Source organism: Coleofasciculus sp. F4-SAH-05 (genome assembly GCF_040222985.1).
Classification (GTDB): domain Bacteria; phylum Cyanobacteriota; class Cyanobacteriia; order Cyanobacteriales; family Coleofasciculaceae; genus Coleofasciculus; species Coleofasciculus chthonoplastes.
This window is the reverse complement of record NZ_JAVKBY010000098.1, coordinates 22006-33970: the sequence shown is the minus strand read 5'-3', so window position 1 is coordinate 33970 and position 11965 is coordinate 22006. Positions and strand designations below refer to the sequence as shown.

General features: G+C 45.2%; 12 protein-coding genes and 2 pseudogenes. 5 read left to right on the top strand and 9 right to left on the bottom strand.

The features are described 5' to 3' along the window. Nucleotides 1-78: 78 nt before the first annotated feature. The 3 genes from RIG27_RS12825 to queC all read right to left on the bottom strand — a co-directional run bounded on the left by RIG27_RS12825 (nt 79) and on the right by queC (nt 2665). Nucleotides 79-444 (bottom strand): Lin0512 family protein, encoded by a 366-nt coding sequence (locus RIG27_RS12825; RefSeq protein WP_446345647.1) that lies wholly within the window; start codon nt 442-444, stop codon nt 79-81. Between the two features lie 18 nt (nt 445-462). Further along, nucleotides 463-1806, bottom strand: a complete 1344-nt coding sequence (locus RIG27_RS12820) for an extracellular solute-binding protein (RefSeq protein WP_446345645.1) — start codon at nt 1804-1806, stop codon at nt 463-465. Nucleotides 1807-1966: 160 nt separating this feature from the next. Continuing rightward, nucleotides 1967-2665, bottom strand: coding sequence for a 7-cyano-7-deazaguanine synthase QueC (gene queC, locus RIG27_RS12815; protein WP_446345643.1), 699 nt, complete (start codon nt 2663-2665; stop codon nt 1967-1969). Between the two features lie 389 nt (nt 2666-3054). Between queC and RIG27_RS12810 the strand changes: the two genes are divergently transcribed. After that, a complete protein-coding gene (locus RIG27_RS12810) occupies nt 3055-4125 on the top strand; it encodes a Gfo/Idh/MocA family oxidoreductase (protein WP_446345688.1) in 1071 nt (356 codons plus the stop codon). Between the two features lie 124 nt (nt 4126-4249). Here RIG27_RS12810 and RIG27_RS12805 read toward each other — a convergent pair whose 3' ends face one another. Beyond that, nucleotides 4250-5215, bottom strand: a complete 966-nt coding sequence (locus tag RIG27_RS12805) for an SGNH/GDSL hydrolase family protein (RefSeq protein WP_446345641.1) — start codon at nt 5213-5215, stop codon at nt 4250-4252. Nucleotides 5216-5479: 264 nt separating this feature from the next. Between RIG27_RS12805 and RIG27_RS12800 the strand changes: the two genes are divergently transcribed. The 4 genes and pseudogenes from RIG27_RS12800 to RIG27_RS12785 all read left to right on the top strand — a co-directional run bounded on the left by RIG27_RS12800 (nt 5480) and on the right by RIG27_RS12785 (nt 7868). Continuing rightward, the gene (locus RIG27_RS12800) at nt 5480-5620 is read left to right on the top strand and encodes a hypothetical protein (RefSeq protein ID WP_044209156.1); all 141 of its coding nucleotides are present in this window, start codon (nt 5480-5482) and stop codon (nt 5618-5620) included. A 292-nt stretch (nt 5621-5912) separates the two neighbouring features. Then, on the top strand, nt 5913-7001 hold the full coding sequence (locus RIG27_RS12795; RefSeq protein ID WP_446345639.1) for a hemolysin family protein: 1089 nt from the start codon (nt 5913-5915) through the stop codon (nt 6999-7001). A 157-nt stretch (nt 7002-7158) separates the two neighbouring features. After that, nucleotides 7159-7545: pseudogene (locus RIG27_RS12790) on the top strand (element excision factor XisH family protein); the annotation flags it as partial. After that, on the top strand, nt 7533-7868 hold the full coding sequence (locus RIG27_RS12785; protein ID WP_446345637.1) for an element excision factor XisI family protein: 336 nt from the start codon (nt 7533-7535) through the stop codon (nt 7866-7868). The pseudogene RIG27_RS12790 and the gene RIG27_RS12785, both read left to right, overlap by 13 nt. A gap of 270 nt (nt 7869-8138) precedes the next feature. Here RIG27_RS12785 and RIG27_RS12780 read toward each other — a convergent pair whose 3' ends face one another. The 5 genes and pseudogenes from RIG27_RS12780 to RIG27_RS12760 all read right to left on the bottom strand — a co-directional run. After that, nucleotides 8139-8378, bottom strand: a complete 240-nt coding sequence (locus tag RIG27_RS12780; RefSeq protein WP_446345686.1) for a CHAT domain-containing protein — start codon at nt 8376-8378, stop codon at nt 8139-8141. Next, the gene (locus RIG27_RS12775; RefSeq protein WP_446345635.1) at nt 8378-9520 is read right to left on the bottom strand and encodes a tetratricopeptide repeat protein; all 1143 of its coding nucleotides are present in this window, start codon (nt 9518-9520) and stop codon (nt 8378-8380) included. The genes RIG27_RS12780 and RIG27_RS12775 overlap by 1 nt, the downstream gene beginning before the upstream one ends. A 375-nt stretch (nt 9521-9895) precedes the next feature. Continuing rightward, nucleotides 9896-11248 (bottom strand): MFS transporter, encoded by a 1353-nt coding sequence (locus RIG27_RS12770; RefSeq protein ID WP_446345633.1) that lies wholly within the window; start codon nt 11246-11248, stop codon nt 9896-9898. An 89-nt stretch (nt 11249-11337) separates the two neighbouring features. Continuing rightward, nucleotides 11338-11718 (bottom strand): Crp/Fnr family transcriptional regulator, encoded by a 381-nt coding sequence (locus tag RIG27_RS12765; protein WP_446345684.1) that lies wholly within the window; start codon nt 11716-11718, stop codon nt 11338-11340. Next, a pseudogene (locus tag RIG27_RS12760) lies at nt 11715-11927 on the bottom strand (RNA-guided endonuclease InsQ/TnpB family protein); the annotation flags it as partial. The gene RIG27_RS12765 and the pseudogene RIG27_RS12760, both read right to left, overlap by 4 nt. Nucleotides 11928-11965 lie beyond the last annotated feature (38 nt).

Below are 11965 nucleotides of genomic sequence, written 5' to 3'. Positions count from 1 at the left end.
TGTCTTTATGAATGACTCTAAATTGAGTTGGCAAGTCGTGGAGATATTCACTCCCTAATTTTGATTGGGTTAACTCAACTATTCAGTTTCCACGAAAACGGTAACGGCGGCAACAGCAATTAGCATTTCGTCATTTTTATCATTGAGTTCAGGAATGGCTCGACCTTGAACCACCATTCCCCCGGATTGTACGGTGAGTGATTTCTGCCCAAAGGGTAACACGGCGAGAACCTCTTCCTGTCGCACTTGTTCCGGGTAAGGTACGGCGATTTGCACCTCTACAATCATTTGATTGGGATCGCTCAAACCTGCAACTTCCCAGACACCGGGTAAGGCGTTGTGCGCGATCGCGTTCCGCACAGCCCTAGATGCAGCTACAGTGGGTTCCTGTCCATGTTGGTCTACCCCCATACCCATTTCAATAATTAAGCGTTTGCGAGTCATAGTGCTTTCTTGATTACCTTAACGTTGAACCGCGATCGCATCTAAATTTAACAGTTGGCGCGTTTCATCGGCGGCTTCCTGCATCAACCGGGTTATCTCGTTATTATCAACTCGTTGAGCAAGGGCGGTTCTGGTAATTAATTTACTCAGATATTTCTGTAAGATAAAAGAGGCTTGATCATACTGAGGAATGGTAGGGCGCAATATTGAATTTTTTACTGCCTCTTTCAACGACGGTAAATAGGGATATTTAGCTGTAATTTCTGGGTCATCAAATAATGCTTCTCGACTGGGTAAATATCCTTTCTCTAAAATTAACCTTTTCTGAGCCGCTTGACTGGTAAAATATTGAATCGCTTTCCAGGCTTTATCTTGATGTTTTGAATTATTCGCTATGCCTAAGCCCCAACTCCCATTACAGGCACTTGGACGTAAACTATTATTAGTTGGATTGCTTGAAAGATTCAAGACTTGTACCCCAATATTAGCGGGATCAGCCAATTGGTTCCATACATAGGGCCACTGCCGCAGGAATAGCGTATTTTGCTCTTGGTTAAAGGTTTCCAATGATTCCTGTTCACTGTATAAGATAACTTCTGGCGGCGAAATATTATCTCGAATTGTATTGAGTAAAAACTGGACAGCTTGTTCAGCCGCAGGTTGATCCAATCCCACCTCTAAACTTTCCGGCTTAATCCAGAATCCACCATAGCTTTCTAATACTTCGACAAAGGTAGCAACCAATCCTTCATACCGCCATCCCTGCCATAAATAAACGCCTTGAGAGTTCCCTTGATTTTTCCAACTTTTAGCAAGGGCTGTCAATTGTTGTAAGGTGGCAGGTGGCTGAGTATTCCCCAGTAAGTTTTTGCGGTAGTAGAGGAGACCAATATCTGAACGCAAAGGCATCCGATAGAGCTTACCCTTATATTCTCCTGCATCAATCGCACTGGGTAAAAATCCTTCGTTTATGAGGGTATCTTTAGCCGTCCATTCATATAGATTAACCAGACACCCATTGGCGGCAAACTCCGGCATCCAGATAATATCTGTATAGACTAAATCATAAAGTGAATTTCCCGCTTGACACTCTCTAACAAAATCTTCCTTCAGCCGATAGGTTATGTCACCTGCTAGGTTAGTTCTCGTTCTCAAGTTAATCCGGATTTTGGGATATTGTTGGTGGAAATCCGTGATTAACGACTGCCAAGCTGAGGCTTCGTCAGCCGGAACAAATAAGGTTAAATGTGTGGGAGACCAAGTTAAATAGATCAGTAATAATAGTAAAACTTGGATAACGGCAACGAATACCCAGATGGAACGGGAATTAAGTCGTCGGATAAATTCCCCCAGTCTTTTCACAAGCTGCCTAGTTTTCATAATAATTCCCCTAAGACATTCATAATTTAATTGTCGGGGCGGGCGCGAGCCATTTAGGTAAGCTTATTACCAATAACTGAAGGTCAAAACAAACCCTTATTCATAGGTAATTACTCGCCATGCCCTCGAGCAAAGTGAAGGGTCAAAAGTTTTCATAAGATAAGGGATCGTTGAGTCCAAGTTCAGCAAAAGCAGCAAGCCGTAAGCGACAAGAATCACAGACACCACAAGCTAACTCATCTCCAGCATAGCAAGACCAAGTTTCGTGCCAAGGCACTCCCAGTTTATTGCCTAACTCGATGATTTCTGTTTTTTTTAGCTGAATTAGCGGGGTGATAATTTGAATCGGTTCTCCTTCGCGCCCCTGTTTTGTGCCTAGACGAAAGACTTCCTGCATGGCTTGGATATAATCAGGACGGCAATCGGGGTAACCGGAATAATCTAACGCATTAACACCCAGATAGAGGGCTGTAGCACCGATCGCTTCCGCGTAGGATAGCCCAAAACTGAGAAAAATGCTATTGCGTGCGGGGACGTAGGTAATGGGGATACTCTGGGACATCTGCTGGAGCGATCGCGTCTGGGGCAAATCGAGGGTATCATCCGTTAAGGCTGAACCTCCCCACTGGCTTAAGTCAAAGCGTACCACCTGATGGTCTTTGACACCTGCACCTTTAGCAATTGCGATCGCGGATTCGAGTTCCCGTCGATGTCGCTGTTGATAATTAAAGGATATGGCATAACACTCATAGCCCTCTGCCTTTGCTTGATAGAGGACTGTAGACGAATCTAATCCACCCGACAATAAAACTATAGCTTTCGACATCTTTACCCTCGTCATTTGTCTTATGTCATTTGTCTTATGTCATTTGTCATTCGTCAAAACCCTTGATATATCGTAGGGTGGGCAATGCCCACCAGCATACCAGTCAGTGCCATTGATCTTAGGGTGAAAACAAACGTTAATGCTAAAACCCGCCCCAGCTCCCCCAGCCCAAAATGGACAACCCAAAAACTGACACATTTACCTACACCTAAAGTAACCGTAAACCCACAATGAAAACAGAATAGCCGTCCGAAAGAGTTCCGTTATCTGGCAAATTGGGGCAATCTTTGGAATTCTTTACATTTAAAGGTGCTGTGGTACTATCTGGATGGTTTAAGGCGGCTCAACATAAGTAAAGTGACTTAGTTCCCGTGGTGGAGGAGCATACAAGAGTGCAAGATAGCATGTATCAAAGACATCTGGATACTCATGTCCAACGTAGCCTGCCGCAGCCAATCCGAATTGGCGTGATTGGCGTTGGTAACATGGGACAGCATCATGCCCGCGTTTTGAGTCTTTTGAAAGACGTGGAAATGGTAGGCGTGGCAGACATTAACGTAGAACGGGGTTTGGACACGGCGAGTAAATACCGTGTCCGCTTCTTTGAGGATTATCGCGATTTACTCCCTTATGTGGATGCGGTTTGTATTGCCGTACCCACCCGACTGCATTATGAAGTGGGAATGACCTGTTTGCGATCAGGGGTTCATGCCTTAATCGAAAAACCCATTGCTGCCAGTATCGCTGAGGCAGAATCCCTAGTCAACGCCGCTGCTGAGTATCAATGTATTCTGCAAGTGGGTCACATTGAACGGTTTAATCCCGCCTTTCAAGAACTCAGCAAAGTCCTGAAGACGGAGAAATTGCTGGCACTAGAGGCGCATCGCATGAGTCCCTATTCCCACAGAGCCAATGATGTATCTGTGGTTCTGGATTTAATGATCCACGATATTGACCTGCTGATGGAATTAGCGGATGCGCCCGTTATCCAATTGACGGCTAGTGGTAGCCATGCCTCGGAGTCGGGGTATTTAGATTATGTCACGGCTAATTTAGTCTTTGCCAATGGCATTGTGGCAACACTTACTTCAAGTAAAGTGACCCATCGTAAAATCCGTCGCATTGCTGCCCATTGTAAAAATTCCCTCACAGAAGCCGATTTTCTCAATAACGAAATTCTGATTCATCGGCAGACAACGGCAAATTGCCAGACGGATTATGGTCAGGTTCTCTATCGCCAGGATGGGTTAATTGAAAAGGTTTACACCAGTAATATCGAACCGCTTTACGCCGAGTTAGAACATTTTGTCAACTGCGTGCGGGGTGGCAATCAACCCTCTGTCGGCGGTGAACAGGCGCTGAAAGCCCTCCGTTTAGCCAGTTTGGTTGAGCAGATGGCTTTGGATGGTCAAGTTTGGCATCATTTAGACCGAGAGACTCATGAATTCAAGTCTCCAATGATTGCGGTGTCTTAAGTGGAATGGTACTGAAATGTTGGCTGGTGGGTTGAGCGAAGCCGAAACCCACCCTACGGTATAAAAAGGGTTTCGGCGATTTCAAATGGCTTATTTTAGTGCCATTTGTCTTAATTGAGCATTGTCATTTGTCCGTTGTTTTGACCAATGACAAATGACGCTCAAGCGATCGCGCAATGACTTCACTTACCTGCTGATTACCCTGGGGACTTAAATGGATGTGATCCCGATACCAGGTTTCTGGGGTTGGCGCGTTGTTGAACAGGGGTAAACCGTCGATATAGGGAATTTGCTGGTCTTCGGTAAACCCTTTCAGGCGATTTCGGGCTTTGATTTCATAATCACGGGGTCCGGGTTCGCCAATTTCCCGTAATAGGGGGGTCATGACTAGCAGAAACTCCGCCCCTGCCTCCTGAGAGAGCCTGTAAGCGTGACCAATGGCATCTAAGTTAAACCCCACGCGATCGCCTTTTTCCGCCCGGACAGCCGCCATTTCGGGGGGAGATTCGTAGGGCAAAAAACGGTTCATTGCCTCAATCAGGGCTAACGGGGGTCGATGACTGGGGTAATTGCGATCGCGTCCCACGGGGATCGAGGTGGGGGCGGTGGCAAAGAGGTCATCGGTATTAATTACCAAGACGACAGCTTGAGCGTTGAACGTGCCAAACTTTTGCAGATATGCCAATTCATTCCGAGGTCCCCAGGAGTTGGCGGAGGCGTTGAGAACTTCGATTTGCTCAAACGCATTCTGGGACTTGAACGGTGTCAATTGAGTGGCAAGCTGCGCTGAAAGGGTTTCGTCTTGGTCGGTCCACCAGCCGCCATTCACGATAGAATCACCTAGTAGTAAAACCCGCAGCGTAGAGGGCGATCGCTCTGGTGTCATCGCATCACTCCGCATGGAATAGGCGTTAATGGCAATCCGATTACCCATGCGAGTCGTCTTTTGGTTGGGGGCTAATAAATAGCCAATTTGCTCATCGGCGATATAAATGGGTGGTTTCCCCAAGCCAAAGAGTAAACGCAAGCCGACTTCCACTATCACCACCAATCCCAGCAAGACTCCGAGAATGATTAATAACGCTTTCACCCAATCCTCTCCTTTTCTGATCGCCCATGATTAACAATGACCAGTATTGACCCTAATGTAGCCTGAGTGTGCCAGAAGCCCCTTGCAATTGTAGATTCTTCCTTCGCCAGGAAGTTAAATCTGTTGCCTGTTGCCTGTTCCCTCGCCTCACCACAACACTCCCTGCAGCAACCCCTAAATGGAATTTTGTGATCAAAACCGTCAAGGCAGGATATATTCAAGTTGGGAAATCCCTTCAATCAGAATAGGAGTGTGTAGCAGGCTATGTCAGACCTAAATCGTGGCATCATGAAGTTTAAGGGAGCAGATAGTCCTCTGGCGATCGTGATTTCGACGGTGTTAGTTCTGGGGGGTATTGCGTTCTTACTGTGGTGGGCATTACAGACGGCTTACAATGTGGGTTAAGTGTCAATCCTTTGACAGCAGGAGTAGGACAGGAATCACGTCACGTTCTACTCTTGATCGTCATTTGTCATTCGTCATTTGTAATGGTTTGAGGCTTGTTTACACAACAGAGTGGGCGTGCTGTTTTCTTTTGTCCGACTATTTAGCGATCGCGAATACGCATCAATCAATTTGGGTATGTCAAACTGTTCCAGGACTAAAACTCTCTGCCTTCTACCTTGTCCCATTCCTCCGTCCCGATTTTTCCTAAGGGTTTGGTAAGATACCTTCGCCAAAGTTTCGCCATTTTAGCATGATTGCCTTACCAATCCCAATTTATCTACTTGCGGCGTCCGACATCGGTCCTCTGTTGGGCAATGTTTGGCTGGATGTTGCTGTATTGATTGTGATGTTCGTGCTGTCGGGTATGTTTTCGGGTTCAGAGACGGCAATCACGGCATTAGATAATCTGAAACTCAGGGCGTTGATTAAAGACCAAGGTGATCCCAGTGGTATATTTCGCCTGGTTTTAGAGAAGCGATCGCGCTTTATTACAACGCTGCTGGTGGGCAATAATTTAGTCAATAATTTTTCGGCAATTCTCACCAGTAATCTGTTTGCCTTGTGGCTGGGGAATGCGGGGTTAGGAATTGCCACAGCCATTGTCACGTTTATCGTCTTGATTTTTGGCGAAATTACGCCCAAATCTTTGGCAATTAATAATATCTTGCCTGTGTTCCAGACTGTGGTTCGCCCGATCTATTTGCTATCGCGATTTTTATCCTTTTTTGGCATTATTTATTTTTTGGAAACCATTGCCCAGACAGCGATTCGCTTTTTCCAGGGCGGGATTGTCCAGGAGGGCGAATCCGTCAGGGATCTTAAGTTAATGATTGAGGTGTTAGGGGGGAAAGGAATTCTCGATCTGGATAAGCATCAACTGCTGAGTAAAGCGTTAATGTTAGATAATTTAAGCGCTCGCGATGTAGTCAAGCCACGGATTGAAATGCGGACAATTTCCCACGAGGAAACCTTGCAAAATTTAGTAAATTTTTGTTTAGAAACTGGATATTCTCGGATTCCGGTTCAGGAAGAATCAAAAGATGAAATTGTCGGCATTGTTCACATGAAGAAAGCGCTTCAGTATTTAAGAGTTGCCTCACCAGAAGAAGGGGATATTTCAGTGACGGCTGCTATGGACCCACCGATTTATGTCCCAGAAACGAATCGGGTAGCGAATTTACTCAAGGATATGTTACGACAGCGTTTTCATATTGCCATCATTGTGGATGAATACGGCGGTACGGTGGGATTGGTGACATTAGAAGACATTTTAGAAGAATTGGTGGGTGAAATTTATGATGAGAGCGATCGCCAGGTCCCGAATCGTTCTAGAACTTAAATTGTCATTTGTCATTTGTCATTTGTCCTTGGTCATTTGTCAAGATTCGAGGACTATTGACAGAATTTAAATGGACGCGATCGCACAATAAAAAGGATACAATGTGTTGAGCGTCTATCATCGTTCTATGTCTGCCAAGGATTGATTTCACCAAGCTGTCAAGACTGGATTGATTAAGGACGGATGGACGATTACCCACGATCCACTATCCTTAGACTTTGATAATGCTCGTATCCAGATTTATTTAGGGGGTGAACGTCTGCTAGCAGCGGAGCGAAGTTCTGAAAAAATTGCGGTTGAGGTGAAAAGCTTTTTAGCACCGTCCACAATTTACGAATTTCATCTAGCCGTCGGACAATGCTTTAGCTACCAAATTGCGCTGCGCTCACAACAGCCAGAACGCCAGCTTTATCTAGCTGTACCATTGTTCATCTATGACGAGTTTTTTCGTCGCCCCTTTGCCCAACAAACTATTCAAGAAGCACAAATCAGGTTGTTGGTGTATGAACCCATTCAAGAGGTGATTGTGCAATGGATAAGTTAATTCAATATCGTGATTGGATTCAACAAGTTTTAGAGAAATATAGTCAAGTTAAACCTGCAAATGGAGAAATTGAGGTCTATAAATTCTTTGATCATCAAGATGACCACTATCAGGTTTTTCATGCAGGCTGGAATCAATATCGTCGAGTGTTTGGTCTACTGATTCATATTGACATTATTGATGACAAGATTTGGATTCAGTATGATGGGACAGAGGTGGGTGTGGCGAATGAATTAGTGGACTTCGGTGTACCTAAGCACGATATTGTACTCGCTTATCATGCTCCCATAATGCGCCAATATGATGGGTTTGCTGTTGGGTAAATTGTTAGAACAAAGTAGGTTGAGGCTCAATATCTACAAGCTAAAATAGTTCATTAAGCTGTCATGCATTTAAATTGGGTATTAGTAGCGAGCAAGATGCTCGCACTACCATCCTTTCGCCATTATTGACATTAAGGTTTAAATGCCAAACAGCTTATCGTAGGTTGGGTTGAGGTACGAAACCCAACATGACCTATTTTTAGGATGATCCCGCCAGTGGTGCTATACCCGCTTTGCTGTGCTTATCTCTGATTTGATGAGCATTGTACGTTAGTGACTCGCTGCTGGGAATTCCATCGGACGCCAATTACCGGAAAAGATGAAACTTGCCCAATAATAAGGATGCTGATACCTGGAATCCGCCAACATCTGCCGTTTAATTTGCTGTAAGGCTATTGAACGTCCTTCCTGGTTATTTTTTAAGCGTTGGTAATAGTCTATCATTAGGTCTTTGGTCGCTAAATCATTCACCTTCCATAAACTAATTAGTTGACTTTCCGCCCCCGCAATTACAAACGCCCGACGTAATCCATAGATTCCTTCCCCGGACGAAAGACATAAAGTGTGGATTCAATCTGCTCCACTTCACCCAAATCTACGGCTTGAATATCTCCCTGAGCTGGTAAAATGTAAGCCGCATACCTGGGCTTCCCCCAGCTATCTTCTGATTGGGGATTGTATGCTTTGTACTGTACCAATTCCACTAACGCGGCGTTATCTGGAATTAGCTTCTGGATAGCTTCAATCGTAGTCGGTTGAGTGGCTTGGCGAAACGGCTGGCTGCGACGATAAAGTCGGTCTTCTAGGTTGTTCGCCTTGTCAGATAAACGGCTGAGTTGATTACGATAATCTTGAGCAGAAAGGTTGGGGGGTTGGTGGTAGATAAGGTTGGCGAGTTGACTGCGAGTGGTTGATAATTCAGAGAGTAATGTTTGACTCTCTGAGTACAGATTCTGGCGCAACAGTTGTTGATTGTTGGCAAAGAAATCCAAGATGCGACCTTTGCGGCGTAGGATAGTGGTTAAAGCTAGATGTGCTGCTTGTTGATTCTTCGGTAACTCGTTCAGGTGAAGTGAAATCGCCCAGTCAGTGGTTTTAGAAATAGTGGCGATATACTTTTGTTTGTCTTGGTCTGAACCAGCAATCAGATTACTTTCCAGACCTGTTTCTTCAACCTGTAAACCTTCTTCAAGCCAGTTAAGAGCATCGGTGGTATTGTTCTGCGTCCAGTATAAAATAGCTAAATTATTCAGACTGGTAGCTACATCAGGATGTTCATCGCCCAACAGCTTCTTTTTCATCTGCAAAGCTTGTTGGTATAAAGGTTCGGCTTCTGAATACCTTTCCTGACTTTCGTAAAGAAAAGCTAAATTATTCAGACTGGTAGCTACATCAGGATGTTCATCGCCCAACAGCTTCTTTCTCATCTGCAAAGCTTGTTGGTATAAAGGTTCGGCTTCTGAATACCTTCCCTGACGACTGTATAGCAAGGCTAAATTATTCAGACTGAAAACCACTAGAGGATGTTCATCACCTAACAGCTTCTTTCTCATCTGCAAAGCTTGTTGGTATAAAGGTTCGGCTTCTGAATACCTTCCCTGACGACTGTATAGCAAAGCTAAATTGGTATTTGATGGCGTTTTGGAGGGCATTTCTGGCGTTTAACACCGCTAAAACCGGTTCAAGGGATGGAGAACCCTGAACCTCTGTTAGCTTAGAGAGGGCTGTGTCATAGGATTGAATCGCCGTATCTAGGTGAGAGGGTGTCATCGATAGCCTTCAAACGAGATAGCTAAAAGACGAGCCGAATTGACTGATTAAAGCCAAAGGACTCTCATTCTTGTAGTGCGAGCATCTTGCTCGCTACTAATACCCAATTTAAACAGGACTTACACAGGTACATTATATCTGGTGGCAAGGGTGCATTACGCTACGCTAAAATGGTGCGTTACGCTACGCTAACGCACCCTACAGATAGAGGCTTTGCGTAAGACCAAACTAGGGGCTTGGTCACCAAGCCCCTACGGTTAAACGGCTGTTTCTTCTGACAACTGAACCTCTGGTTTCGGTAAATCTTGTGCGGGAATCGTTTCTACCCGTTGGGTCAAAAATGCCGCAATCACCATAAACACACCGCCAATGACTACGGCTAAGAGGCGATTATTATCCAGAAAGTTATCCATCACCCAACCAAATCCCAGAGATACAGCAATCTGAGGGAGGACAATAAAGAAGTTAAAAATGCCCATGAAAATGCCCGTGCGCTTCGGGGGTAAACCACCAATTAACATCGAATACGGCAGGGTCAAAATACTTGCCCAGGCAATACCAACTCCCACCATTGATAGGAATAGCCAATATTGATTGTCAATCACCATTAATGACAGAAATCCTGCACCACCGCAGAGGAGACAAAAACTATGGGTGATTTGACGATTGGTGATTTGTGCCATTCTCGGTAATAACAACGAGACACCAAAACAAACAGCATTATAGAAGGCAATGCAAATTCCTGCCCATTCAATCCCATCGTTATAAAGTAATGATTGCTGGTTCGTCGCACCGAAAATATTCCAGGCGACGGCGGGTGGAAAGTATAGGAAGAAACAGAACATACCTAACCAAGTAAAGCATTGTACCCAAGCTAATTGTTTCATCACCGGCGGTATCTCTTGCAGTGCGATCCAGGCTTCGCGAATACTGTTGATTACACCGCCTTTTTTCTCTTGCTGTTTCTCAAAGGCTTCTAGGTTTTTCGGTGGATATTCTTCGGTGGAAAGAACCGTCCACAGTACCGTACCGAAGAAAAAGGCAGCCCCAATGTAAAAGGAGAGTTCCACGGTTAAGGGAATTGCCCCTTTATTGCTACTGAGAGAGGGAATGTGAAAGATGTTATTTAAAATCCAGGGTAATGCCGACGCACTCACCGCGCCCAAGCCAATAAACAGACTCTGCATGGCAAATCCCATCGTCCGTTGGCTTCTCGGCACTAAATCCCCAACAAATGCCCGAAACGGCTCCATGCTAATGTTGACTGAGGTATCTAGAATCCAGAGTAATCCCGCTGCCATCCACAATGCCGATGAGAGAGGCATGGCAATCAGCGCCAGCGTACTCAGAATTGCCCCAACTAAAAAATATGGTCGTCGCCTACCCAGAGGTCCCCAGGTATTATCACTCATATTGCCAATAATTGGCTGCACGATTAATCCCGTCAGGGGGGCGGCTAACCAGAGAATCGGGATTTGATGGGCATTAGCACCCAGATACTCGAAAATGGCGCTCATATTTGCCATTTGGAGTCCCCAGCCAAATTGAATGCCGAAGAATCCAACGCTCATATTCCAGAGCTGCCAAAAATTTAACGGTTGTTTTTTCATTCTGAATCTTTTGTCTGACGACACCCGGCGATCGCTCATCATCACTTGTTCAGGTTAATCCTCCTGCATAGCCCGATCGCCTTTGATAATTATCGGCTTTCTACAGGAACATCGAATGATGAGGGTAATTTTCTAGCCAGCCGATACTTATCGGTTTCTCGCAGGCGCTGACTCAAAAATCGACAAATCTCTAATACAATATGAGGACGTTGGGTGATCAAACTAATAAAACGGTTTTTCTCTAACTTAAGTAACGTACAATCCTTCACCGCGATCGCACCGTCCCAGTGCGGGGCATTATCAAATAGCGTCACCTCCCCAAAATGCTGCCCTGCTGATAAGTATTTCAGATCACATTGCACCTCGTCCATATCCTTGACCAAACGGACACTTCCTTCACCAATAATATAGAAATAAACTACCCAGGTTTGCCTAACGGCTGAAACCAGGGTTTTCAGTAGCCCGCTCAGTCATCAAACAAGCTAAGACTTCGGCGTGAGCGCTCAGTCGAACGCTGAACCCATTCAACGGTTCGGTTTAACTTGCACGATAACACCGTGCCTCCAGGCTGGTTTATAGACAGCCCCACAAGTGCCATGTTGTTGGCTCCGTTAAAATCGGCATCCCTATGCCAACCACAATGCCCACACTTGAAAGTCTTGCCACTGCGGTAAGACTTTACTTTTACTTAACGTAACATAATTGGGGAAACAAACG